This window comes from Pantoea sp. (genome assembly GCF_039594315.1).
In the GTDB taxonomy this organism is placed as follows: Bacteria; Pseudomonadota; Gammaproteobacteria; order Enterobacterales; family Enterobacteriaceae; genus Pantoea.
Map to the genome: position 1 here is coordinate 59862 of NZ_JBCNNP010000008.1, position 25550 is coordinate 85411.

Annotated in this window: 24 protein-coding genes; 13 read left to right on the forward strand and 11 right to left on the reverse strand. The window is 52.1% G+C overall.

Going from position 1 to position 25550, the window contains the following annotated elements; genetic code table 11:
* Nucleotides 1-67: 67 nt before the first annotated feature.
* Nucleotides 68-1294 carry a peptidase T gene (pepT, locus tag ABDW13_RS07920; RefSeq protein ID WP_343551957.1) on the reverse strand — a complete coding sequence of 409 codons (1227 nt, stop codon included), beginning with the start codon at nucleotides 1292-1294 and terminating at the stop codon, nucleotides 68-70.
* A 126-nt stretch (nucleotides 1295-1420) separates the two neighbouring features.
* Here pepT and ABDW13_RS07925 point away from each other — a divergent pair, with 126 nt between their 5' ends.
* Nucleotides 1421-3016, forward strand: coding sequence for an ABC transporter substrate-binding protein (locus tag ABDW13_RS07925; protein ID WP_343551958.1), 1596 nt, complete (start codon nucleotides 1421-1423; stop codon nucleotides 3014-3016).
* Between the two features lie 6 nt (nucleotides 3017-3022).
* Here ABDW13_RS07925 and ABDW13_RS07930 read toward each other — a convergent pair whose 3' ends face one another.
* The gene (locus tag ABDW13_RS07930) at nucleotides 3023-3934 is read right to left on the reverse strand and encodes a LysR family transcriptional regulator (RefSeq protein WP_343551959.1); all 912 of its coding nucleotides are present in this window, start codon (nucleotides 3932-3934) and stop codon (nucleotides 3023-3025) included.
* A gap of 147 nt (nucleotides 3935-4081) precedes the next feature.
* Here ABDW13_RS07930 and ABDW13_RS07935 point away from each other — a divergent pair, with 147 nt between their 5' ends.
* Both ABDW13_RS07935 and ABDW13_RS07940 read left to right on the forward strand, forming a co-directional pair.
* On the forward strand, nucleotides 4082-5503 hold the full coding sequence (locus ABDW13_RS07935) for a M20 family metallopeptidase (RefSeq protein ID WP_343551960.1): 1422 nt from the start codon (nucleotides 4082-4084) through the stop codon (nucleotides 5501-5503).
* Complete coding sequence (locus tag ABDW13_RS07940; RefSeq protein ID WP_343551961.1) at nucleotides 5500-6774, forward strand: MFS transporter; 1275 nt, start codon at nucleotides 5500-5502, stop codon at nucleotides 6772-6774. The genes ABDW13_RS07935 and ABDW13_RS07940 overlap by 4 nt, the downstream gene beginning before the upstream one ends.
* 38 nt (nucleotides 6775-6812) lie before the next feature.
* On the opposite strand, the gene aldA is transcribed toward ABDW13_RS07940, so the two are convergent.
* From aldA to ABDW13_RS07955, 3 genes are all read right to left on the reverse strand, one after another.
* Nucleotides 6813-8249 (reverse strand): aldehyde dehydrogenase, encoded by a 1437-nt coding sequence (gene aldA, locus ABDW13_RS07945; protein WP_343551962.1) that lies wholly within the window; start codon nucleotides 8247-8249, stop codon nucleotides 6813-6815.
* Nucleotides 8250-8451: 202 nt separating this feature from the next.
* Nucleotides 8452-8550, reverse strand: a complete 99-nt coding sequence (locus ABDW13_RS07950) for a YoaK family small membrane protein (RefSeq protein ID WP_008108862.1) — start codon at nucleotides 8548-8550, stop codon at nucleotides 8452-8454.
* Nucleotides 8551-8564: 14 nt separating this feature from the next.
* The gene (locus ABDW13_RS07955; protein WP_343551963.1) at nucleotides 8565-8888 is read right to left on the reverse strand and encodes a hypothetical protein; all 324 of its coding nucleotides are present in this window, start codon (nucleotides 8886-8888) and stop codon (nucleotides 8565-8567) included.
* 366 nt (nucleotides 8889-9254) lie between these two features.
* On the opposite strand from ABDW13_RS07955, the gene rhaT reads away from it, so the two are divergent.
* Entirely contained in the window at nucleotides 9255-10289 is a 1035-nt protein-coding gene (rhaT, locus tag ABDW13_RS07960) for an L-rhamnose/proton symporter RhaT (protein WP_343551964.1), read from the forward strand.
* A 25-nt stretch (nucleotides 10290-10314) separates the two neighbouring features.
* On the opposite strand, the gene rhaR is transcribed toward rhaT, so the two are convergent.
* Together rhaR and rhaS are read right to left on the reverse strand one after the other, a co-directional pair.
* Nucleotides 10315-11181: an HTH-type transcriptional activator RhaR gene (gene rhaR, locus ABDW13_RS07965; RefSeq protein ID WP_343551965.1), complete on the reverse strand. Its 867-nt coding sequence runs from the start codon at nucleotides 11179-11181 to the stop codon at nucleotides 10315-10317.
* Between the two features lie 15 nt (nucleotides 11182-11196).
* Nucleotides 11197-12018: an HTH-type transcriptional activator RhaS gene (gene rhaS, locus ABDW13_RS07970; protein ID WP_343551967.1), complete on the reverse strand. Its 822-nt coding sequence runs from the start codon at nucleotides 12016-12018 to the stop codon at nucleotides 11197-11199.
* 290 nt (nucleotides 12019-12308) lie between these two features.
* On the opposite strand from rhaS, the gene rhaB reads away from it, so the two are divergent.
* From rhaB to rhaM, 4 genes are read left to right on the forward strand one after another with little or no spacing between them, the layout of a single operon-like run.
* A complete protein-coding gene (gene rhaB / locus ABDW13_RS07975) occupies nucleotides 12309-13781 on the forward strand; it encodes a rhamnulokinase (protein WP_343551969.1) in 1473 nt (490 codons plus the stop codon).
* The gene (locus ABDW13_RS07980) at nucleotides 13774-15030 is read left to right on the forward strand and encodes an L-rhamnose isomerase (RefSeq protein ID WP_343551970.1); all 1257 of its coding nucleotides are present in this window, start codon (nucleotides 13774-13776) and stop codon (nucleotides 15028-15030) included. The genes rhaB and ABDW13_RS07980 overlap by 8 nt, the downstream gene beginning before the upstream one ends.
* A gap of 10 nt (nucleotides 15031-15040) precedes the next feature.
* Nucleotides 15041-15883, forward strand: a complete 843-nt coding sequence (gene rhaD / locus ABDW13_RS07985; protein WP_343551971.1) for a rhamnulose-1-phosphate aldolase — start codon at nucleotides 15041-15043, stop codon at nucleotides 15881-15883.
* Complete coding sequence (gene rhaM, locus ABDW13_RS07990) at nucleotides 15873-16187, forward strand: L-rhamnose mutarotase (protein ID WP_343551973.1); 315 nt, start codon at nucleotides 15873-15875, stop codon at nucleotides 16185-16187. The genes rhaD and rhaM overlap by 11 nt, the downstream gene beginning before the upstream one ends.
* 60 nt (nucleotides 16188-16247) lie before the next feature.
* On the opposite strand, the gene ABDW13_RS07995 is transcribed toward rhaM, so the two are convergent.
* On the reverse strand, nucleotides 16248-16901 hold the full coding sequence (locus tag ABDW13_RS07995) for a TetR/AcrR family transcriptional regulator (RefSeq protein WP_343552050.1): 654 nt from the start codon (nucleotides 16899-16901) through the stop codon (nucleotides 16248-16250).
* A 294-nt stretch (nucleotides 16902-17195) separates the two neighbouring features.
* Here ABDW13_RS07995 and ABDW13_RS08000 point away from each other — a divergent pair, with 294 nt between their 5' ends.
* Nucleotides 17196-17453 (forward strand): YdgH/BhsA/McbA-like domain containing protein, encoded by a 258-nt coding sequence (locus tag ABDW13_RS08000; RefSeq protein WP_343551974.1) that lies wholly within the window; start codon nucleotides 17196-17198, stop codon nucleotides 17451-17453.
* A 108-nt stretch (nucleotides 17454-17561) separates the two neighbouring features.
* Here ABDW13_RS08000 and ABDW13_RS08005 read toward each other — a convergent pair whose 3' ends face one another.
* From ABDW13_RS08005 to ABDW13_RS08015, 3 genes are all read right to left on the reverse strand, one after another.
* Nucleotides 17562-18743: a sugar transporter gene (locus tag ABDW13_RS08005; RefSeq protein WP_343551975.1), complete on the reverse strand. Its 1182-nt coding sequence runs from the start codon at nucleotides 18741-18743 to the stop codon at nucleotides 17562-17564.
* A 345-nt stretch (nucleotides 18744-19088) separates the two neighbouring features.
* Nucleotides 19089-19346, reverse strand: a complete 258-nt coding sequence (locus ABDW13_RS08010; protein WP_343551976.1) for a hypothetical protein — start codon at nucleotides 19344-19346, stop codon at nucleotides 19089-19091.
* A gap of 167 nt (nucleotides 19347-19513) precedes the next feature.
* A complete protein-coding gene (locus ABDW13_RS08015; protein ID WP_343551977.1) occupies nucleotides 19514-20770 on the reverse strand; it encodes an MFS transporter in 1257 nt (418 codons plus the stop codon).
* A gap of 94 nt (nucleotides 20771-20864) precedes the next feature.
* On the opposite strand from ABDW13_RS08015, the gene ABDW13_RS08020 reads away from it, so the two are divergent.
* The 4 genes from ABDW13_RS08020 (at nucleotide 20865) to ABDW13_RS08035 (ending at nucleotide 25471) form a co-directional block, all read left to right on the forward strand.
* Nucleotides 20865-21761, forward strand: a complete 897-nt coding sequence (locus ABDW13_RS08020) for a LysR substrate-binding domain-containing protein (protein WP_343551978.1) — start codon at nucleotides 20865-20867, stop codon at nucleotides 21759-21761.
* 134 nt (nucleotides 21762-21895) lie between these two features.
* Nucleotides 21896-23113 (forward strand): ROK family protein, encoded by a 1218-nt coding sequence (locus ABDW13_RS08025; RefSeq protein WP_343551979.1) that lies wholly within the window; start codon nucleotides 21896-21898, stop codon nucleotides 23111-23113.
* Between the two features lie 101 nt (nucleotides 23114-23214).
* Entirely contained in the window at nucleotides 23215-23919 is a 705-nt protein-coding gene (bioD, locus tag ABDW13_RS08030) for a dethiobiotin synthase (protein WP_343551980.1), read from the forward strand.
* Nucleotides 23920-24097: 178 nt separating this feature from the next.
* Entirely contained in the window at nucleotides 24098-25471 is a 1374-nt protein-coding gene (locus tag ABDW13_RS08035) for a nucleobase:cation symporter-2 family protein (protein WP_343551981.1), read from the forward strand.
* Nucleotides 25472-25550: the final 79 nt, after the last annotated feature.

A 25550-nucleotide genomic window follows, 5' to 3' on the forward strand; every position in this document is an offset into this window, starting at 1 on the left:
GGTCGCCATCAATGGCGACCCAAGGTTGGATTCTGTCAGGTCGTCATTCATGACGGCCTTTTTTATCTCACTTTGCCGCCAAATAACACAACGCTTCGGCCACCTGATACGACTTCACAAATGAAGGCACCGGTAAGAACTCAAAGCGCGAATGGAAGTTGTGCGCGCCGGTAAAGAAGTTTGGTGTCAACAATCCTTTCGCCGACAGCGCCGCGCCATCGGTGCCGCCACGCATCGGAATCACTTTCGGTTCTACGCCGACTTGTTCCAGCGCGGCAAAAATCAGATCAATCGCCCGACGATCTTCCCCAATCGCATTGCTGATATTGCTGTAAGTATCGTTGATGGTCAGCGCCACATGTCCAGTTGGATAACGTGCCGCAATCTCATCGGCGGCTTCCACCAATTGCTGTTTACGCTCATCAAAACTCTGCAAATCGAAATCACGAATTGAGGCTTTTAACACCGCTCGGCTGGCATTCGCTTGCATATCGTTGAACCAAATATACCCTTCGCGACCTTCAGTATGTTCCGGCGTTTCCAGACGATCAAAGCGCGAGATGAAGTCATGCGCCATCAGCAATGGGTTCACCAACACGCCTTTGCCAGACATGGGATGCGCTGGCACGCCGGTAAAGATCAGTTCAGCGGCGGCGGCATTGAAATTCTCATACACCACTTCGCCCAGCTCGCAGCAGTCGATGGTCCAGGCGAAATCGACATTAAAGCGTTGCTCCAGATCCAACGCTTTCGCGCCGCGCAAGCCAATCTCTTCGTCGGGAACAAATGCCACTACGATGTCGCCGTGATCGCCGTGCAGATTTTCCAGCAGCGTCATCACCACGGTGACCGCGGCTTTATTGTCCGCGCCAAGCACGCTGGTGCCGTCACTGAAAATAATCTCTTGTCCAAGATAGGGCTTAATTTCCGGATGTTCCGCCACGCGCAGCCAGATATCTTTCGCGCTGTTCAGGCACAGATCTTCGCCAGTGAACTTCAAGGTTTGTGGATGGATATCAGGCGACAGGCCGACGTCAACGGTATCGATGTGCGTGATGAAGCCAACACGCGGCGCATCAGGGCGATTGCCGGGCCTCACCGCGGTTACCGTGGCGTGTTGATCGATAACGATATCCTGCAAGCCAAGATCGGTTAACTCCTTCGCCAGCAGCTCGGCCATCGCATGTTGCGAAGGCGTACTGGGCAGCGTGGTGGATTTGGCGTCACTTTGGCTGGAGACGGCTAAATAACGGTAAAAACGTTGGGTTAATTGGCTGGCGAGTTGATCTGTCATCACATTTCCTTATCAGCAATATGGCGTTGTTGGTTCGCCAACGCGCTAAATCATGTTACTTATTAATCAGATGAACATTACATAACGAAGCTGGCTCATGGAAGTCAATAAAAAGCGAGGATCATGATGAAAAAAGTGATAGCAAAACTTACCCTCAGCGCACTGGCATTAGCGATGGCGGGCGGCGTATCGGCTAAGACGCTGGTTTACTGTTCTGAAGGTTCACCAGAGAATTTCAACCCGCAACTTTACACCTCTGGAACCAGCGTCGATGCCAGCGCGGTACCGATTTTCAATCGGCTGGTGGATTTCACGCCAGGCACCACCGAACTGGTGCCGAGTCTCGCCGAAAGCTGGGATATCAGCCCGGATGGCACGGTGTACACCTTCCATCTGCGCAAAGGGGTGAAGTTTCAAAGCAACAAGCAGTTTACGCCATCGCGCGATCTGAATGCCGATGACGTGATCTTCTCGTTTATGCGCCAGATGGACCCGAAAAATCCCTACCACAATGTTTCGGGCGGCAACTACGCTAACTTTGAAAGCCTTGAGCTTGCCAAGCTGATCAAAAACATCGAGAAGGTTAATGATAATACGGTGCGCATTACGTTGGCACATGCCGAAGCACCGTTCCTCGCCGATTTAGCGTGGTACTTCGCCTCGATCCATTCGGCCGAATATGCCGCTCAAATGTTAGTAGCCGGTACGCCGGAGAAGGTGGATATGCAGCCGATCGGCACCGGCCCGTTTGAGCTGGTGCAGTACCAGAAAGATTCACGCATTCTGTATAAAGCCTTCCCGCAATATTGGCAGGGCAAAGCCAAACTCGATCGCATCGTGTTCTCCATCACGCCGGATGCCTCAGTGCGATACGCCAAGCTGGAGAAAAATGAGTGTCAGATTATGCCGTTCCCCAATCCGGCCGATCTGGAGAAAATGCGCAGCAATCCCGATCTCACCCTTGAACAAAAGTCGGGTCTGAATACCGGCTTCCTGTCGTTCAACACCACCAAAGCGCCTTTGGATAACGTTAAAGTACGCCAGGCGCTGGCGATGGCGATTAACAAGCAGGCGATCCTTGATGCCATCTTTAAAGGCACCGGCAGCGTGGCGAAAAACATCCTGCCGCCTGATGTGTGGAGCGCCGATAAAGACCTGAAAGATTACGACTACGATCCGACCAAAGCCAAAGCGTTGTTACAGGAAGCCGGGATTAAGCCGGGCACGGAAATTGCGCTGTGGGCGATGCCAGTACAACGTCCGTATAACCCGAATGCGCGCCGCATGGCCGAAATGATTCAGGCCGATTGGGCCAAGGTGGGGATTAAAGCCAATATCGTCAGCTACGAGTGGGGCGAATACCTGAAACGCGTCAAAGACGGTGAGCATCAGGCAGCCTTGATGGGCTGGACCACGGCAACCGGCGATCCGGATAACTTCTTTGGTCCACTCTACAGCTGCACATCGGCGAATGGCGGTTCTAACTCGTCGAAGTGGTGCTATCAGCCGTTTGAGAAGATCATTACCGAAGCGCGCGCCGAGCAGAATCATGACAAGCGCGTGGCGTTGTATCTGCAAGCGCAGCAAATCATGCATGACCAAATGCCGGCGGTGATGATTGCGCACTCGACGATTTTCGAGCCGGTACGCAAATCAGTGAGCGGTTACCAAGTCGATCCGTTTGGTAAACACATCTTCTATCCGGTGGATATCAAAAACTAACTGACCTCAAACAATCGCCGGCTCCATGGCATTGAGCCGCTGTAACAGAAAATCGAGAAACACATTCAGGGCGGCGCTGCGAGGCCGCCCTGATTGCGTCTGCAACTGCAAGGTGCGCTGACTGAGTTGATCAATTCCCACGGAACGCAAAATCAAACCGTGTGTTTCGGCCTCTTGTAACACGGTAAACGCGCTGCAAATCGTCACCGCCAACGGCGTGCGCAGTAAGAAGTGGAACAACATCGAGAAGGTATCGCAGGTCATCACCGGTTCCACCAGGCTGCCGCTCATATGGCTGGCCAGCTCAAACAGTTGGCGCACCGTGGTATTTTGCTGCGGCAAGGCCAACGGATAATGGCCAAGATCGGCGAGCGTAACCTGTTCGGCGCTCGCCAACGGATGTGATTGATGCATCACAATCAACACCGGCGCAGGCCAGGATCCGATCACATCGACACCACGTTCGGCGTGCAGGCTAAACTGCAACGCCACATCACACTCGCCATTGCGCAAGGATTCGGCCACGCCTTGTGTGCTGGTGACTTTCACATCGAACAACACGCCGGGATTGTCGTTACGGAAATCAGCAATCAAGCGTGGCAGTAAAGTGAATGCCAAACCATCGGTGCAGGCCACCCGAATTTGGGTGCGGCGCACCGCTTTTAATCCTTTGATCTCCGCTAACGCATACTCCATATCCAGCAAATTCTTGCGCACGTGCTGCGCGAAGATTTCGCCGGCTTCATTCAGCACCATGCCGCGTGCGTGACGCTCAAACAACGGCACACCAACCTGTTGCTCTAACCGTTGAATCTGGCGACTGATGGCGGAAACCGCCACAAACAACTGTTCGCTAGCGGCGCTGAGCGAACCAGTATTGGCGACGGCGAGAAAATAGCGGATTTCACTGCTCAACATAGCGATGCCTCAAGCTGGTGCATGCCTCGAAACTGGGCAGCTTTGATTTGCTTTAAAAGCAAAGCTTACTCGATAAATTGATAATTGTGGCAAAGCATTGTTTCCGCAAAGATGAATTGATCTAAAACAATAAAAGACAGGGCAAACATGACAGCACAACAGGCGGTTCAACAGGCCACCGCTTATTTTGATAGCGGGGAATTTCAGCGTATTTTGGCACGTCGCGTGGCACAACGTACCGAAAGCCAGCGGCAGGATCGTGACACAGAATTGCAGCGTTATTTGCAGGACGAAATCGGCCCGCAGCTGATTGCGTTGGGCTTCACTCTGCATTTTATCGATAATCCAGAAGCCGCCAATCGACCGTTCCTCGTGGCGATACGCATCGAAGATCCGTCGCTGCCAACTTTACTGAGTTACGGTCATGGTGACGTGGTGTTTGGCGATGATGAAAACTGGCGTGACGGTTTATCGCCGTGGTCGCTGGTTGAAGAGGGCGATCGTTGGTATGCCCGTGGCAGCGCCGATAATAAAGGACAGCATTGTGTCAATCTGGCGGCGCTTGAGCAGGTGTTTAGCGCACGTGGAGGCCGTTTAGGTTTCAACTGCAAGATGCTGTTCGAAATGGGCGAAGAGATCAGTTCGCCTGGTTTGGCGCAATTGTGTCAACAGCATGCTGAGCTGCTGCAAGCCGATGTGTTTATTGCTTCCGACGGCCCACGTTTGAATGCGGTTCGCCCCACGCTGTTCCTCGGTTCGCGCGGTGCGGTCAACTTCCGTTTAACCGTCAACGCCCGCGATAACGCCTATCATTCGGGCAACTGGGGCGGATTGCTCACCAATCCCGGCACGCAATTAGCCAATGCCATTGCCGCGCTGGTCAATGCGCAAGGCGTGTTGCAAGTTGAGGCGCTGAAACCTAACTCTCTTACGCAGCAAGTGCGCGACATTCTCAGCGATATCGAGGTTGGCGGCATGCCGGGCGATCCTGCGATTGATGCGAATTGGGGCGAGCCAGGCTTAACGCCGACGGAACGCGTGTATGGCTGGAACACGCTGGAAGTGTTGTCATTCCTGAGCGGCAATCCGGCGCGTCCCATGAATGCCATTCCGGGCAGCGCGACGGCGGTGTGCCAATTACGTTTCGTGGTCGGTACCGATTGGGAAAATTTGGCTCAACACGTCAGCGCGCATCTGCAACAGCACGGTTTCGGCTATGTCGAGGTGGAGTTTATGCGTGGATCACCGGCGACACGCCTCGATCCTACCGATCCACTGGTGGATTGGGTGTTAAACAGCATGGCGGAAACCAGCGGCAAGAAACCGGCGCTGTTGCCCAACCTTGGTGGTTCGCTGCCAAATGAAGTGTTCTCCGACATTCTCGGTTTACCAACCTTATGGGTGCCACACTCTTATCCGGCTTGTGGTCAGCATGGCGTCAACGAACACATGCTTAAATCGATTGCGCGTGAGGGCTTGCAGATCATGACCCGCTTGCTGTGGGATTTGGGCGAGCAGGGCGCGGAATTGGTCGCGCAGCATCGAGCACATGTTGGAGGTGATCAATGAGCACCTTGAATACCTCAATGCCGATCAGCACGGTGAAACCTAATCTGCATAAAACCCTGTTCGCGACTTGCATCGGTAACGCGCTGGAGTGGTTTGATATCGCGGTTTACGGCTTTTTTGCTAGCTATATCGCGCATGCCTTTTTCCCGACCAGCGATCCGTCCGTTTCCATGCTGCTCACCTTTGGTAGCTTTGGCGTATCGTTCCTGATTCGTCCGTTAGGTGCGATTGTGCTGGGTAACTATGCCGATCGCCATGGACGTAAAAAGGCGTTGCTGCTGTCAATCAACCTGATGATGCTCGGCGGCGCGGTGATCACCTTTATGCCGAGCTACAGCAGTATCGGTTTAGCGGCACCGCTGCTGATTCTGCTGGCGCGTTTGGTACAGGGCTTTTCGGCGGGCGGCGAATTTGGCAGTTCGACGGCTTTTCTGGTGGAACATTTCCCGGAGCGTAAAGCATTTATCGCCAGTTGGCAGTTTGCTACGCAGGGCGCGAGCACCTTGATGGCTTCCGCCTTTGGCTTGGGATTGACGCAAATCCTCACGGAAAGCCAGATTCAGGATTGGGGATGGCGCATTCCGTTCGCTTTCGGTCTGCTGATTGGTCCGTTGGGTATTTATATCCGTCGCCATGTACACGAACCGGCCAGCTTTGCCGAACACAAACCAGAAGCGGCACCGCTGAAAAGCCTGTTTGGTCGCCAGAAAGAGCTGATGTTGTTAGCGATTGGCCTGATGGTGATCTCTACGGCGGTCAACTACATGCTGAATTACGTGCCAACCTACGCCACCAAAAATCTCCATTTGTCCGGTAGCGTGGCGTTTACCGCAACCTTGCTGGCGGGCGTAATTTTGACCGTGGTGACGCCGATTATGGGCCTGTGGGCGGAGCGCGTAGGGCGTGTGCCGTTGATGTGGGGCTCATTGATTCTGCTAATCGTTACTATTTATCCAGCCTTTAAGCTGGTGGTCGAGCACACCACACCAACCACGCTGATTTTGCTGGTGTGCTGGATGGCGCTGCTTAAGTCGATCTACTTCTCGACGGTGCCTTCAGTGATGGCCGATCTGTTCCCAATTGGCACGCGTGCTAGCGGCATGGCGATCAGCTATAACGTGGCGGTCACGGTATTTGGTGGCTTCGCACCGTTGATTTGTACCTTGCTGATTAGCGCGACCGGTACCAGTTTAGCTCCCGGCTATTATTTGATGGCAATGTCAGTGCTGAGTGGTTTGGCGTTATTACGCAGTCAAAAACGCTTGGCTTAAAAGTGACAGGTCGCCGGTAAGGCGACCTGTCTACTTAGTTATGAAAACTGCAAATACGCCACGTGTGTTTGCAGGAACTCTTCTAAACCGTGACGCCCATCAGCACCACCAATTCCCGATTTGCGCCAACCGGCATGGAAACCTTGCATCGCCTCGAAGTTTTCGCGGTTGATGTAAGTCTCGCCAAATTTCAGCTTACGCAGAGCGATCATCGCGGTATTCAGATTCTGGGTATAAATCGACGACGTCAGCCCGTATTCACAGTCATTCGCTAGCGTGACCGCGTCATCCAACGTTTTGAAAGTCATTACCGGGAGCACAGGGCCGAAAATTTCCTCGCGCATGATTTCCATATCCTGGCGTACGCCGGTGATAATGGTCGGTTCAAAATAGAAGCCTTTGTTGCCGACACGTTTGCCACCTAACACCACTTTGCCGCCATCGGACACCGCTTGCGCCACTTTCTTCTCGACGCGTTCCAGTGCCGCGGCAGTGATCAACGGCCCCATATCAATATCGTTGTGCTCAGCAGGGTTACCTAACTTCACTTGCTGCATCGCCGTGGTCAGTGCGCCGATAAAACGATCGTAAATGCCTTCCTGCACATAAACGCGCTCAGCACAGTTACACACTTGCCCAGTGTTGATAACACGTGAACTGACGATGGCTTTTACTGCCAGATCGAGGTCGGCGTCATCCATCACAATGGCTGGCGCTTTTCCGCCTAGCTCCAGCGACACTTTGGTGACATTTTTCGCCGCCGCTTCCATGGTGGCGATACCGGCGTTGACGCTGCCGGTTAAGCTGACTAATCCCACTTTCGGGTTGCCCGCCAACTCCTGACCAATCTCTGGACCGTAACCGTAAACAAAGTTAATTACGCCTTTTGGCAGGCCGATGTCATGAATGATTTGCGCGAAAATCGCCGCGTTGTTCGGGGTTAGTTCGCTGGGTTTGATCACGATAGTATTGCCGGTGACCAACGCTGGCGCGGCTTTACGCGCAATCAGGAAAAACGGGAAGTTCCACGGCAAAATACCCGTGGTGACGCCAATGGCTTTCTTAAAGACGAAGATGTTCTCGTTAGGGCGGTCGCTATTAATGATTTCGCCATCGTAACGGCGTGCCCATTCCGCCATGTACTCGAGATAATCGGCGGTGAATAACACTTCGGTTTGCGCTAAACCTTGGGTTTTACCGCCTTCAGCAACGATGGTCGCGGTCAACTCCGGCTCGCGTTGGCGAATCCCGGCGGCGATCTTGCGCAGCCAGGTGCCACGTTCAACCGCAGGTAAGGCTTCCCAGCCTGGCTGCGCCACTTCCGCAGCAGCAATCGCCTGAGCAGCGTCTTGCTTACGTCCTTCAGGCACGCGTGATAGCAGCGCTTCAGTTGCCGGATTGATCACTTCTATCCATTTGTCGTTCTGATCGGCAACAAACGCGCCATTAATATAATGTTGATGGTGTGTTGTCATGTGCAGGGTCTCCGTGATCGGTTTCGTTAAATTTGTGTGAAATGGAGAGTGAAACAGATCAAGGTGTAGCACCTTTTTGTCACTGCCAATGACGTTCGAGGGATGGCAAGGATGGGAAGAAAAGCACGACCAACGCAGCATTCCTGGCGAAATGCCGCGCTTTCAGCGGGTTAGTATCAGAAACAGGAAGGTTAAATAATTGTCAAGAACCCGGCATCGCCGCGCCGCTGGCGATAAACCACGCGAGGAAACTAACGCCAGCGATAATGATGGCAATGGGGAACAGCAGTCCGATTTTCATAATAATTCCGCAAGTTAAGCGAGCTGAACGATCGCGCGATGGGTTTTCATCATACTGAACAACTGGAATTGCGTGGCGTCGTCAACCTGACGCAGATGTTCACCTTTCTGATAATGAATGCTGTGCACATGGCCTAACTGACGCCACACCACAATCACCGATGCCAGCAGCGCGCAGTTCTCTTCGCTTTGCACACAATCCAACGTGGCGTAATGGGCTTCATCTAATCCATTAATAAACACGTTTAACGCCTGCGCAGGCACGATCGCGCGGATATCATCCAGCATCACACGACTGACCGATTGCGACAGCAACAGCCTCAATCTCTTGGTATTCATCTCAATCCTTCGTCCCGATGATTTTCCCAACGTTATACGGATTAATTGCCATTGGGGAAAGCCTGGCGCGCGGCTTTGTGTGACTGCCATGTTAAGCGGAGAGTTGGCAGCAAAGCAAAAACTGTGCTGATCGACACAACATATTCCGGAAATGTGCTGAATAATAAGTTACTTATCCAACTTAGTGCGTTTATTACCTGCAAATGCGATTTTGTGATCCTTATGTTGACAACCCACCGAATTTTGCCAGCAACCTCCATTTTCCGGCAGTCACTCAAAGGCTGACGAAAAGCTCCCCACCGTAGACTGCGGGTAATCGGGAAACTGTCGGTTTCCTGTTGGCCTCAACCTTACGAAGGAATAACAATGAACAGTGCCATCATTGCAGGTATTTTCTGGCATCTGGTGGGTGCCGCCAGCGCCGCCTGTTTTTATGCTCCATTTAAGCAGGTCAAAAAGTGGTCTTGGGAAACAATGTGGTCGGTAGGCGGCATCATGTCCTGGCTGATTCTGCCATGGACGGTCAGTGCGGTGCTGCTGCCAAACTTCTGGGCTTATTACGGCAGCTTTAGCTTCTCTCAGCTGTTACCGGTATTTCTGTTTGGTGCCATGTGGGGCATCGGTAACATCAATTACGGTTTAACCATGCGCTATTTGGGCATGTCGATGGGGATTGGTATCGCCATTGGCATCACCTTGGTGGTAGGAACCTTGATGACGCCATTGCTGCAAGGACGCTTTGTCGAATTGTTTAGTTCAGCAGGTGGCCGCATGACGCTGCTTGGCGTGTTTGTCGCGTTGATTGGTGTCGGGATTGTGTCGCGCGCCGGTCTGTTGAAAGAGCGGGCGTTGGGGATTAATGCGGAAGAGTTCAATCTGAAAAAAGGGCTGGTGCTAGCAGTATTGTGCGGCATCTTCTCTGCCGGGATGTCATTTGCGATGGATGCGGCCAAACCGATGCACGAAGCCGCTGCCAATCTGGGAATCAATCCATTGTACGTGGCACTGCCAAGCTATGTCGTCATCATGGGCGGCGGCGCGCTGGTCAACCTGGCTTATTGCTTCATTCGTTTAGCTGTAAAAACCGATATCTCTGTACGTCGGGATTTCTCAGTAGCCAAACCAATGCTGCTCGCCAATATCGCCTTTGCCGTGTTAGGCGGAACCATGTGGTATCTGCAATTCTTCTTCTACGCTTGGGGCCACGCCAAAATCCCTGCCCAGTATGACTTCGTCAGCTGGATGCTGCACATGAGCTTGTATGTGTTGTGCGGCGGCTTGGTGGGATTGGTACTGAAAGAGTGGAAGTCCGTGGGTCAGCGTCCAGTTCGTGTGTTGTCGCTGGGTTGCGTGGTGATTATCATTGCAGCCAACATCGTTGGATTAGGGATGGCAGCCTGATCTAAAGCCTGACGCAGAATGTGCGTCAGGCTTTTGCCTTTTCCGTTACAACCAGACGCTGCGGCAGAAAACGCTGCCGCCACGCACTTGGCGTCAAACCGGTTTCACGGGTAAACACCACAGAAAAGTAGTTACTGTCATCAAAACCGCAACGTGCAGCCACTTCACTGATTAAACAATCCTGCGTTCTTAACAAATACTTCGCCTGACACAATTGCAACTGACGCAAATAGTGCCCGACTGTCATCCCAGTTTGCTGGCGAAAGAGTTGTTTTAAGGCACGTTCACTTAGCTGGTTTTGTTCGCAGAATGCGGCCAAATCGAAGGGGCGACTGATCGCACCTTGCAAAGCCGACATCAGCAGATCAAGTTGTTCGCCTTCGGGCAATGCCCAAGGACGATCGGCAGCGTAGCCGTGACGCCGCAGAATCAATGCTAATTGTAAAAATAACGCTTCTGACAGTTGAATCGACAGTGAATCACTTTTACGGCTTTCCCGCTCTAACTGACTGATCACGCCACGTGCCAATGCCATGCCGCGTGTCGTCAATCGCCAGCAGGCCGGTAAGTGTTCTTCCTGCGGAGGAATTAACTGATGCCAATCCAACCCCAGTTGGAAACGATCGCGGCAGTAAAGAATGTTATCCAGCGCTAAGTCGTTGACGCTGTCATAACTGTGGCAGTCATGGTCGTTGATGTAAAAAACGTCGCCACAGGTAATCAACCACGGGCGGTCGTTTAAAACGTGTAGACCATTGCCGCGCCAGACGATAACGATTTCACTGAATTCATGACGATGTGGCGGAAAGGAAGGTTGCGGCATGCGCTCAGCCACGGCAATCGGCAGATTGGTGGCTGGAAAATAGTCTTCGCGCGTCAATATCAGCGACATGTGGAAACGCTCCCGTTATAGCATCTGCTGGCGCTCCGATCTCGGGGCGCAACCAAATTCGCGCCGGAACAGGGTGGAGAAGTGATTGCTGTCACCAAATCCACACTGATAGGCAATGTCCGTAATGCGCATATCACTATGACGCAGTAAATGCCGCGCCTGTAACAGGCGAAGACGATTGAGATAACGCTGCGGCGTATTGCCGGTTTGCTGCTTCATCTGACGATGCAGCGTCCGCAGCGACAAAGAGAACCGGTCGGCCAACACATCCCACGCGATATCTTCACTGTAGTGCTCATTCAACCAGTCAAGCAACCGATGTAAACGGGCTTCCTGATCCTGCGATTGGTCGTTGTGAGCCGCCTCGCGCAGCAGCACCAACAGTTGCAGAAACAGCTGCTCCTGATGAGCATGGCGCTCCAGCGACCAGCTATCTTGCTGCTTCATCTGCGTCACGATATGCAGTGCTTGTGCCATCACTTTGTGATTAATGCGCCAGTGTGACGCATATTCATCATCATTTTCGCTCGGCAACAGCGCCTGCAAGCCAGATAAGAAACGAAACGCTGCCGGACTACGATACAGCACATTGGTCAGGCATAAATTTTCTGTTTGCTCATAGAGATGACGATCATGATCGCGGATGAAACACACGCAGCCCGCTGATAATGCCTGTGGCTGTCCGTTAAATACATGAATGCCAGAACCTTGCTCAACCAGCACAATTTCATGGAAATCATGATGGTGTTCCGGAAATGCCTGCTGCGGCACGCGCGGTTCAATGGCGATGGCGTAATTCCCTTCCGGGAAGAAATCTGCGCTATGTAAAACGGTCATGATTCGCCTCTTAATTAACTCAACCGCAGCCGAGTCTACGCAGGCGAATTGCACCTTACCTTGAATTTTGAACTGGGTGGCGCAGGAAAATGGCTAATTTTTCAAGATCTCAGCAGTGAATGATGGAAATGCGGCAAGGCTCACAACTCTCTCTTTGCGTGGTTATGTGAGCTTTCTCACGAACATCTTTGTCAGTCTGCCAGTGACTATTACGCACTGGCAGTAAGGGGAAGGTGGCAAAACGCAGAGATTTCTAATCTGTTGTCATCACATTACAGGAAGAAAACGCCATGAGTATGCGTAACATTGTTGCCATTGATTTAGGCGCATCCAGCGGGCGCGTGATGCTCGCACAGTGGAATTCAGCAGGGCAGCAGATCAGCCTGCGCGAAGTTCGCCGCTTCACCAATCAGCGCGTAAGGCGTGCTGACTATGATTGCTGGGACCTCGAGCGGTTAGAGCAAGAAATTCGCCTGGGTTTGGCCCAATTAGATGACGAAGGGATTGTGCCAGACAGCATCGGTATCGATACCTGGGGCGTTGATCTGGTGCTTTTGGATGCCAACGGTGAGCGTGTCGGTGAAGCGGTGAGCTATCGCGACAAACGTACCGAAGGCGTGATGGAGCAGGCCATCCATGATCTGGGTAAAGAAGCGATTTATCAACGCACCGGCATCCAGTTTCTTTCTATTAACACGCTGTATCAACTGCGGGCGTTGCATCAGCAACAACCCGACTGGCAGCAGCAAGTGCAGCATGCACTGATGATTCCGGACTATCTGCACTTTCGTTTAACCGGGCAGATGAACTGGGAATACACCAACGCAACCACGACGCAATTGCTCAATATTCACAGCGGTGATTGGGATGCTGATTTGCTGGCTTGGGCGGGTATTCCTGCCAAGTGGTTTGGAAAAACCAGCGCACCGGGTAACACCGTCGGTTACTGGACCAGCCCACGTGGCCATCAAATCCCGGTGGTAGCCGTCGCAACACATGATACCGCCAGCGCGGTACTGGCAACGCCATTAATGCAAGACGATGCGGCGTATCTTAGCTCCGGAACCTGGTCATTGATCGGCATTGAGAGCTTACAGCCTTGCGTGAGTAGCTCCGCCCTGAACGCCAACATCACCAATGAAGGTGGCGCGGAAGGCTATCGCGTGCTGAAAAACATTATGGGTTTATGGCTGTTACAACGCGTGTGCAGCGAGCTGAACATTGCCGACCTCTGTCGCTTGATTGCAGATGCCGCACAAGAACCTGCCTGTCGGGCACTGATTTACCCCAATCACAATCGATTCATTAATCCAAACAGCATGGTGCAGGAGATTCAAAATGCCTGCGCTGAGCAAAATATGCCGGTGCCCCAAACGCCTGCTGCACTGGCTCGCACCATTTTTGACAGCCTGGCAATGCTATATCGGCAGGTGATGGTTGAGTTGGGTGAATTGCGTTCAGCACCGCTGCGCCAACTCCACGTGGTCGGCGGCGGTAGCCAAAACCCGCTACTGAACCAACTCTGTGCGGATGCGTGCCAACTGCCGGTATTAGCCGGGCCGATTGAAGCGTCAACGCTGGGCAATGTCGGATGCCAATTAATTGCCATGGGCGAACTGCGTGATGTCAGCGACCTGCGCCGCTGCATTAGCCAAAATTTCCCACTCGAAAAATTTGAACCGCTGAACAACAGCGCTTTTGCAGCCAATCAGGCTCGCTTTGTTGCGCTGTGCCAACCTGCTAAGGAACTTGCATATGACTAAGCTGATTGAACAGGCCTTTGAACTGGCTAAACAACGCTACGCGGCAATTGGCGTAGATGTGGAACAGGTGATGGCGCAACTGGATGGCATTCCAGTATCAATGCACTGCTGGCAAGGCGACGATGTGCGCGGTTTTGAGAACCCGAACGGTGAATTAACCGGCGGAATTCAAGCCACCGGCAACTATCCAGGGCGCGCGCGCAATGCTGATGAACTGCGTGCCGATGTTGAAAAAGCGATGTCGCTGATTCCCGGCGCCAAGCGCCTTAATCTTCACGCAATCTATCTGGAGAGCGATAAACCGGTAGATCGTGATGCGATTGAGCCTAAACACTTTAGTAATTGGGTGGAATGGGCCAAAAGCCAAAAGCTGGGCCTCGACTTCAACCCAAGCTGTTTCTCGCACCCACTGAGCGCGGATGGCTTTACGCTTTCCCATGCTGACAAAGGCATTCGCCAGTTCTGGATCGATCACTGCAAAGCCAGCCGCCGCATTTCTGCCTATTTTGGCGAACAACTCGGTACAGCTTCCGTGATGAATATTTGGGTGCCGGATGGCATGAAAGACCTCACCGTAGATCGCCTCGCACCGCGTCAACGCTTGGCCAGCGCGCTCGATGAAGTGATCAGCGAAAAACTGAATCCCGCACATCACATTGATGCAGTAGAGAGCAAACTGTTTGGTATTGGTGCTGAAAGCTACACCGTGGGCTCCAATGAATTTTGCCTTGGCTACGCCAGCAGCCGCCAAACCGCTTTGACACTGGATGCTGGTCACTTCCATCCAACAGAAGTCATTTCCGACAAGATCTCCACTGCGATGCTGTATGTGCCGCGTTTGCTGCTGCATGTCAGTCGTCCGGTGCGTTGGGACAGCGATCACGTGGTGATTCTCGATGACGAAACCCAAGCCATCGCCACAGAAATTGCACGTCATAAACTGTTCGACAAAGTTCATATCGGCCTCGACTTCTTTGACGCATCAATTAACCGCATTGCTGCATGGGTGATTGGTACGCGTAATGCCAAGAAGGCGCTGCTGCGCGCATTGCTGGAACCCACCGACCAATTGCGCAAGCTGGAAACAGCAGGGGATTACACCGGGCGTCTGGCGATGCTGGAAGAACAAAAATCCTTGCCATGGCAAGCGGTGTGGGAAGCATGGTGTTTGCGCCACGATGTCCCGGCTGACGCCAGCTGGCTGAGCGAGGTCCGTCATTATGAACAACAAACACTGCGTCAACGTTAAGGGACAAAACATGCAAAATATTCTCTCTTCCTCTTTTGTTCGGGGAATGGTCAAAGCCACCAGCGATATGTGGTTGAAAGGTTGGGATGAGCGCAACGGCGGCAACGTCAGCCTGCGTTTATTACCGGAAGAAGTTAAAGATTACAGCAGCGATTTTTATGCAGAACCCCGTTGCATTGAGTTGACCCAACCAGCACCGGCGCTGGCTAATGATTGGTTCCTGGTGACGGGCTCCGGTAAGTTTTTCCGTAACGTCCAGCTTGATCCCGCAGATTGCTTAGCGCTATTGCAGGTTGATGACAAAGGGCTGTCCTACAAAATCCATTGGGGATTAAGTAATGGCGGCCTGCCAACTTCCGAATTGGCAGCACACTTCCAGTCGCACAGCGTGCGCAAGCAAGTCTCCAACGGTGTTGATCGCGTCATCATGCATTGCCACGCAACAAACTTTATGGCGCTAAGCTACGTGGTGAATTTGGATTCAGCACGCTTCACACGCTTATTGTGGGAAGGTAGCACCGAATGTTTGGTGGTATTCCCGGATGGCGTCGGCATTCTGCCGTGGATGGTGCCCGGTACCGATGGAATTGGTCAGGCAACCGCGGATGCGATGGCAAATCACAGCATTGTGATGTGGCCGTTCCACGGCATCTTTGGTGCAGGTCCAAACCTCGATGAAACATTTGGGTTAATCGACACCGCAGAGAAATCATCAGAAGTGGTAGTGAAAGCGCTGTCGATGGGTGGCATCCGTCAAAGCATTACTACGGAGCAATTAGTCGCGTTGGGCGAGCGTTTCAACGTCAAGCCCTGGCAGGCTGCTTTGCAGGCGGAGCGCAGCGATGTTGCGTAAAGCTTTCGTGATGCAGGTACATGCTCATTGTCATGACGAATATCTGCGTCGCCATTCGCCGATATGGCCGGAACTGGCTGAAACACTGAAAGCGCATGGCGCGCACAATTACGCCATTTGGCTGGATGCAGAACGCAATCTGCTGTTCGCCAGTGTGGAAATTGAATCGGAAGCGCGCTGGGAAGCGGTGGCGAAAACAGAAGTGTGTCAACGGTGGTGGGCATCAATGAAGGATTTGATGCCATCAAATCCGGATAACAGCCCGATTAGCGCAGAGTTAAAACCGATGTTTTTCCAGCCTTAAATCTAAAACGTCTCAGTGTGAATCTATGCGCACTGAGACGTTACTACTTTGCCAATGCTTCTATGCCGCACTTAGTTCGCAATATCCCGCCAACGCTGGCCAAATCGCCATTTGAGTATCTACAATCTGATCCAGCTCCTCGCGATTTGCACCTTCACGTGCGCGCACCGACATACCTTGCAGCATGCACGCTAAATAGCGGGCTAACGTGGCTGAATTGGCACATGCAGGCAATTCACCGCGGGCTTGTCGCGTGTCCAAAAACGCCTGTAAAGCTGATTCTTGCGCATGATGTTGTCTGGAAAGCATCTGCGCCACTTCCTGAGACTCGGAAGACAACGCGCTGGACGTACAGATGAAAAAGCAGCCGGCTGGTTTATCGCATTCGGTAAAGCACGCAGCCGTAGCGCGAAAATAGGCTTCAATTGCCGCCTTTACATCCATTCCATCATCATTTAATACGGCATTTCGCTGTGCGCTGAATGTCTCGATATAGCGTTGCATTGCCGCACGGAACAAACCTTCTTTGTTTTCAAACTCAGCATACAGCGTTGGCGCTTTGGCACCGGTCGCACTAACCAAATCCGACAGTGAAGTCCCTTCGTAACCATGCGCCCAGAACAGCATCAATGCCTTATCTAAAGCATCATCACGATCAAATACTCTTGGACGACCACGAGTTTTGCGGTTTGCGGTTTCGGTAATGGCTGTCATGAACACCTCAATGCTTAAAAACACCCAATTAAATTACCGATCATTAAATAAATATGCAAGTGCAGACGGGCAGAGCAGGTTTGGCCTTTGCCCGTTTGTGCTTTTGCGCGATGCAAGCACCCGAATGGATAAGTCAAAAAAGGGCTACAAGCCCATAATCACGCCCCTTCATATTAAAATAACGACCATTAATAAAATGATTGACGCGCATGCCGATTCGGCGCTAGCATTTAATTAACGGTTGTTAACTAAATCGCGACCGACCCCAAATTCATCTGTATAAGTGAGACGATTATGAAAAGCATCAAACTGACATTAGCCGCTGTAGCACTGTCCTCAATCGCATTCGGTAGCATGGCTGCTGATCTGGTCAACGAAGCGCCACTGAATCAACAACAAGTAGGGGTGATCAGTGCTTCAGGTAGCACCAACCTGACATCGTTGGAGAATCAGCTATCGGAAAAGGCCAATGCTGCCGGAGCAAAGTCCTTCCGCATCACTTCGACCTCTGGCAACAACAAGCTAAATGGCACAGCAGTCATTTATAACTGATTGGACACTCTGCGGGGCCGCCATTGATGGCGGTTGCTGATAGCAGTGCAAGAAAATGAACCTGAAACTAAAAAGCTCCAGAAGTATGACCTTCTGGAGCTTTTTTTATTATCCGTTGGAACGAAGCTGAGGATAGCGCCGGAAAATCGCAATACACCAGAACAGTGCGACCAAACCGATAATGCCGCCTACGTTACCAACATCCGACATCTGCATATGCAAACTAACCTGATTACCCAGCAACGCGCCTGCGCCAATACCAATGTTGTAGATACCTGAGAACAGTGACATCGCAACGTCAGTTGCATCGGGTGCCAAAGCTAATACGCGCACCTGCATAGCCAAACCAATCATCATCATTGCCATGCCCCATACGATGCATAGCATAGTAATGGCAGCAGGGCGAACGGCGGCAAACACCAGCAATCCCATGCTAAGAGTGATCATGGCAATCGCCGCGATCAGCATCGCCGAAGGGAATTTGTTGCCGAGCGTACTAAACAATACGCTACCGATAATGCCAGCCGATCCAAACAGCAGCAGCAGCAAGGTGGTGAAGTTATCGTCGGCATTCGCCACTACTTGCATGAACGGTTCAATGTAGCTGTACGCAGTGTAATGCGCGGTAACCACCACGGTGACCAAAATGTACATCGCCACCAGTGCTGGACGGCGGAACAGCATCGGTACGCTGCTCAGTGAGCCGGTATGTTCGCTTGGCAGACGCGGCAGCACGCGCATCAACAGTACCAACAGCACTAACGCTGACAAACCAATCATGCCAAACGTGGTGCGCCAACCGAGATATTGACCGACGATGCGCCCAATCGGCACACCCAGTACCATCGCCAGTGCGGTTCCGGTTGCCAGCATACTCAATGCCTGAGTTTTTTTACCGGCGGGTGCGACGCGAATCGCCAATGACGCGGTAATTGACCAGAACACCGCGTGCGCCAGCGCAATGCCGATACGCGAAACCACCAATGAGGTGAAATCCCATGCAAAAGAAGAGAGCACGTGGCTGGCGATAAACAGGACAAACAGTATCGAAAGCAGCAAGCGGCGCTCGACGTTACGCGTTAGCAACATCAGCGGCAGCGACAATAACGCCACTACCCACGCGTAAATAGTCAGCATGATGCCGACATCGGCGGTCTTCATCGCATAGCTGGCGGCAATATCCGACAGCAGGCCAACTGGAACGAATTCCGTGGTGTTAAATACAAAAGCAGCAATAGCCAGCAGTACGACACGTAGCCAGGCTGTTTTACGGGAGACGGTTGTTTGCATGGAGTTCAAATCAGTCAGACGGCGAGTGTAAGGGCCAAAACTGCACCCCATTTAAGTGATGCTTGTCACAAATTGCCGCTATTGTGGAGCATTAATGAGCTGAGGGAAACCGTTTGGCAGACTTTTATTACTGAATATTTTTTATCTCAAAAGTCGTTGTTAATAGCCTGAGGTTATTATCGTTTCTTGCTTTTATCCGATGCCAGTATGAGCGACTGGACCCGCAATATGCATCTAGCCTCAAGGTCCAGTCATTATTAAGCCGAATTTTAGGGTAATGATGTAACGCCTCAGTATTGCTTAACAAAATTACTTAACCGGCTAACTATTGTTATGCCAGCATTATCAGAGTGTCACCATGTGTTTTAGTGCCACGCTATTCTGAGTGGTCATGTTTTTTTTTACCCCGACCGGACAGCAGTGCTCACAGCCCATCGCGCTAGCATAGTATTTGCGTGCCTGCTGAATGGCCGCGCTCGGCGTATAGAAAGTACCGAGAAAACGCCTTGCCTCATCGGGCGGAAGGAACGGGCAGCCAGTTGCGTGAACTACATGATTGTCGTTATAGCCGGCGTGCTTATCGACGTAATAATAGAGTCCCATCTAACGTCCTCATTGCTGTGAAATAATAAAAGTCTAACTATTGTTGGAATGAAATGATTATAGCGATGAATCACCGGTTTGTTTTATCTGGGACTGTGACAATGCGGAATAGCGGGGAGTTGAGTGCAGAACGGGGCGCATTTGCCCCGTAGAAAAGATGAACAGTATTACAGTTTTCGGCACTGTAAACGCCAGCCGACCAGCAAAGCGATTAACAATAGCGCACTGATGAAAAGGGTGACGCCCATCCAGCCATAACTGTGCCAGAACACGCCACCTAAGGTTCCGGCCACGCTTGAACCCACGTAATAACTGAACAAATACAATGATGATGCCTGGCCTTTGGCGCGTCGCGCACGTGGACCAATCCAGCCGCTTGCCACCGAGTGCGCGGCAAAGAAACCGGCGGTAAACAGCATCATGCCCGGCAAGATCAACCACAACGAATTAAACGCCGTCAATAATAAACCCGCCAACATGATGGCCGTGGCAGCAATCATCACCGGACCACGCCCAAAACGGCTGGTCATTGCTCCTGCCTTGGGTGAGCTCCACGAACCGGTGAGATACACCACGGAAAGCAAGCCAACTACCGCCTGGCTCAGTGACCAAGGCGAGCTCAACAGTCGATAACCGATGTAGTTAAACAGCGTGACGAAAGCCCCCATTAACAGGAAACCTTCGGCGAACAATAACGGCAACCCTTTATCTCGCCAATGCAAACGGAAGTTGATCAGCAGGCTGCGCGGGCGAAGTGAAGCGGGGCGGAAATGACGTGAAGCCGGTAAGATCTTCCAAAACATCAGTGCGCCCGCAAGCGCAAAGCAGCCAATCACACCCACAGCAATGCGCCATGAGAAGAAATCGGTCAGCACGCCGGTCAGCAGTCGTCCACTCATACCGCCAATCGAGTTACCGCTGATATATAAACCCATCGAAAATGCGATGACGCGCGGATGAATCTCTTCACTCAGATAAGTCATGCCAACCGCAGCGACACCGCTTAGCGATAACCCAATCAGCGCGCGCATCAGCAAAATGCCTTGCCAGCTAGACATGGTGGCGGAAATCAGAGTGCAAACGGCGGCCAGCAACAACGCGGTGACCATCACCGATTTGCGACCAATCGCATCGGATAAAGGACCCGTAAACAGTAATCCCAGCGCCATTAAGCCGGTGGAGAGCGACAATGAAATACTGCTTTCGGCAGGTGATACACCAAACTGTTGCGACAGCACTGGCAATATCGGTTGGACGCAATAGAGCAATGCGAACGTAGCCAGACCGGCGGAGAACAACGCCAACGTCACGCGCATAAATTGCGGCGACCCGCGTTCAATCCATTCTGAAGGGGTGACTACTGAATCAGGCTTAACGGCTAACTCGTCTTCATCGAGTATCACCGCCTGGGAAGAGCGACTCACGGAACATCCTCGGTTTAGGCAATATGGCGTTACTGTAGGAAAGTGACATTAGGTTGTACAATATATTAATAATCTCAATTGAGACGTTTAAAGTATGAGTATTGAATTGCGCCATCTGCGCTATTTCATCGCTGTCGCCGAAGAGTTGCACTTTGGTCGCGCAGCACAACGATTGAATATTTCTCAGCCACCGCTCAGTCAGCAAATTCAACAATTGGAGCAGGAGATTGGGGCGCAACTTTTCACGCGCACCAATCGCAGCGTACAGCTCACAGCGGCCGGACAACTTTTCCTTAATGATGCGCGCGCCATTTTATTGCAGGTTGAGCAGGCGACTCGTCGTGCTGCGCGTGTTCAAAGCGGTCAGGAAGGGGAATTACGCATCGGCTTCACCTCATCGGCACCTTTTACGGGCCTGGTTTCTGATGCGCTCTACCAGTTCCGTCAACGTTGGCCAGAAGTGCACATCCAGATGCAGGAGAACAACACCCGACAACAACTCGCTCCGCTGCATGAAGATCGGCTGGATCTGGGCGTGATGCGTAACACTCCGTTACCGAGTGATTTACAACATCGCGTCTTGCTGCGTGAAACGTTGTGCGCGGTGGTGCATTGGGCGCATCCATTGGCTGATGCCGAGACGATTTCGATTCAGGCATTAGCCAATGAACCCTTTGTGTTTTTTGATCCGCAAGGCGGCACGGCGTTATACAGTGAAATTCTGGCGCTGCTGCACCGTTATCAAATCAAACCGTTTATTACTCAGGAAGTGGGCGAGGCGATGACCATTCTCGGTTTAGTCGCTACCGGGCTAGGCGTATCGATTCTGCCGGCGTCTTTTCGTCGTGCGCGTTTGGCCGATGTGGTGTGGATCCCGTTGCAGGAAAGTGATGCGATTTCTGAAGTTTGGTTGGTCTGGTCGGCGACACGCGAACCGACCGCGCAAATGGCCAATATGATGGCGTTGATGCTGCACAATGCGGAGAATTAAACCAACTCAGGCTAAAGGGCATAAACTTTATGTGCGACAAATCACATTTCTAATCAAATATTTGACGCTGCCTGCCAATCTGCATCACCATAGCTGCTGTTTATTTAGAAGCGCGAAAATAATGGGAGCAGGGCGTGAATCTGTACAGTCAACCTGGCCATATTGACCAGATAAAACAGACCAACGCAGGTGTGGTTTACCGACTGATTGACCTTTATGGCCCGATTTCGCGTATTGAGCTGTCAAAGCGCGCTCAATTAGCTCCCGCCAGCATTACCAAAATCGTGCGTGAAATGCTCGATGCACATCTGGTGCAGGAAACCGAATTTCAGGAACCGGGCAGTCGCGGACGTCCGGCGATTGGTTTGACCCTCGACACTTTTGCCTGGCACTATCTCGCTGTTCGCATTCAACCTGGTTTCATTACGCTGACACTGCGTGATCTCAGCAGCCGCGCGCTGCAAGAAGATCGCTTGCCATTGCAGGTCAGCGCTGAACAACCCCTGCTGCCCGTTTTGCTTCAGATGGTGAACGACTTCTTCATTCGTCATCAAAGTATGCTTGAGCGATTAACCGCGATTGCCATTACCTTGCCGGGATTAATCAACGCTGCGTCAGGCGTGGTGCACCGTATGCCAGGTTATGAGGTGCAGGATATGCCGCTGGGCGAAACATTGGCGGAACGCACCGGGTTGCCGGTGTTTGTGCAGCACGATATTTCTGCCTGGACGCTAGCTGAAGCGTTGTTTGGTGCCTCGCAGGGCGCGCAAAATGTGATTCAAATTGTGATTGATGAAACGGTCGGTGCAGGCGTGATCAGTGGCGGTCAGTTGCTGCACAAAAGCGGGCGTACTTTAGTGGAAATTGGTCATACGCAGATCGATCCGTATGGCCAGCAGTGCTATTGCGGCAATAATGGTTGTTTGGAAACCGTCGCCAGTACCGGAAGTTTGCTTAAACTCACCGCGCAACGCTTATTGACGCAACCAGAAAGTATGCTGCATCAGGCACCGCTTAGCGTTGCAAGTCTATGCGCAGCCGCGCAGCAGGGCGATCGCCTGGCGCGCGATGTGATTGCTGGCGTCGGACATCATGTCGGGCGGATGCTGGCGATGATGGTAAACATCTTCAATCCACAACAAATTCTTATCGGTTCACCACTCAACCAAGCCGCCGATGTGCTATTTCCTGCGGTGAGCAGTACCATTCGCCAACAGGCATTACCGGCATACAGCAATGAAATCCAGCTAGCACCAACGGCTTTCAGCGATCCTGGCACTTTTGGTGGCGCCGCCTTGATCAAAGATTCGCTGTATAGCGGTCATTTATTGGTAAAACTGTTGCAGGGATAATGACAGCCCACCTTAAGTTTGCGCTAACGCAATCTGCTTCCGACCACATTTCCTTAAACTCCTCCTTCGCACGTTACACATCGCTTTAATGAAGGAGGAGAATGGTGAATACGCTTTTTGTCACCGGTACCGACACCGCGGTGGGTAAAACCGTGGTATCCCGCGCACTGTTACAGTGCTTTGCAAAGGCGGGTTTATGCGCCGCAGGCTACAAACCTGTGGCGAAAAGCGCGCAACGCACACCTGAAGGCTTACGCAATAAAGATGCACTGTTATTACAACAGGCTTCAGGTCTCTCTTTGTCATATTCCGCGGTTAATCCTATTACTCTGGAAGAGGATGAAATCAGCACCAGCTCATCTCAGCGCATTGATTATGCGGTATTGCGTCAGGGTCTTAATGAGTTGCAGCAGCGCGCAGAGCACGTTGTAGTGGAAGGCACCGGTGGCTGGCGCAGTCTAATGAATGACCTACAGCCTTTCTCAAATTGGGTGCAGCAAGAACAATTACCGGTGGTATTGGTGGTGGGCATTAAAGAAGGTTGCATCAGCCACGCTTTACTGACTGCCGATGCGATTGCGCGCGATGGTTTGCCACTTGCGGGTTGGGTGGCGAACCGGATTAACCCGGGGTTGGCACACTACGCTGAAATTATTGATGTTTTACGCGATAAGCTCGGTGCGCCACTATTAGGTGAGTTGCCTTATTTGCCGCGCGCTGAACAACGCGAACTGAGCGGTTATATCGATATTTCATTATTAGATGACGTAACCGCGCACAACAGCAGTGCAAAGCCCGCAGCCTGATGAAACAAAAAGCAGCAAATTAAGTGTGGCTGAACCTAAAGGTTCAGGTTTGGCCGCTTTTAAAATCGACTTAAAACCCTTCAATATCAACATTCTATTAAAAATAATCCCAAATCTTTTTGCGATGGCGTGATTCATGCATCAGCGTTACTGATGAATATTTTGCCGGAGCACCGCTATGTCGCAATCAAATGAGAAAGGTTTGTTGTATGGGTTGAATGACCGCATCGGTCCAGTTCCCGCATTTTGCGCCGCACTGCAACATGTGCTGGCAAGCGTGGTTGGCATTATTACTCCGCCACTGATCATCGGTTCCGTGCTGGGATTACAAGCATGGATTCCATATCTGATCAGCATGTCGTTGATTGTTTCCGGCCTTGGCACTTTCTTGCAGTCGCGCCGCTTTATGGGCATTGGTGCGGGTATGATTTGCTTGCAAGGTACCAGCTTCGCCTTTCTTGGGGTGATCCTGTCATGTGGTTTGATGATTAAAGCGCGCGGTGGTTCGCCTGAAGAGATCATGGCAATGATCTTCGGCTGCAACCTTATCGCTGCATTTATTCCTATCCTCATCAGCCGCTGCATCGCGCCGCTGCGCAAAGTGTTGACGCCAGTGGTCACTGGAACGGTTATTACCTTAATCGGCATCAGCCTGATCAAAGTCAGCATCACCGATTGGGCGGGCGGACATAACGCCACCAATTTTGGTGCACCGGGTAATTTGGCGCTGGGTGCGTTAACGCTGCTGGTGATCATCGTACTTAATCGCTCGCAGAATCGTTGGACGCGTCTGGTCGCTGTGGTTGCCGGTATCGCGGCAGGTTGCGTTGCCGCCGCATTGACCGGCCATATCACCTTGAAACCGATGACGGATACACCTTGGCTTGTCATGCCGTCGATTTTCCGTTTTGGTTTTGCTTTTGATTGGACCATCTTCGTACCCATTGCCTTGGTTTCAGTCATCGCAGTAATCGAAGCGGTGGGCGATCTAACCGCCAATTGCTTGATCTCTCAACAACCCATCGAAGGTGACACTTTTGAGCGTCGCATGCAGGGCGGTATTTTCGCCGATGGCATCAGTTGCCTGCTTGCAGCCGCGTTTTCGGCCTTTCCGAATACCACTTTCGCGCAAAATAATGGCGTGATTCAAATGACCGGCGTTGCCAGCCGTTACGTAGGCATGGTGATTGGCGTGATGTTGCTGCTGCTCGGCATGTTCCCGGCGATTGGCTATTTATTACAGCAAATTCCGCCACCGGTGTTAGGCGGGGCGACGATTGTGATGTTTGGTAGCGTGGTGGCTGCCGGTATTCGTGTGATGACACAAACACCACTTGGTCGGCGTGAGATGCTGATTGTGGCGGTATCGTTCGGAGTTGGATTAGGCGTTGAGGCGGTGCCAGAGGTGTTAAAGCAATTTCCGCAGTTGGTGAGCAATTTGTTTGGTCATGCGGTTACTACCGGTGGGATATTGGCAATGGTATTAAATGTGGTCTTGCCTTCGGAGCGAGGTGAAGCTGTTGCGGTGAAAACGGCGGAGGAAACACATTAAACCGGCAGGGTGCAGACGCCGGAAAAGGCGTCAGATCGCAAAGACGCCATAAACCATCCCTGGGGCTTGGCCCGCGCCT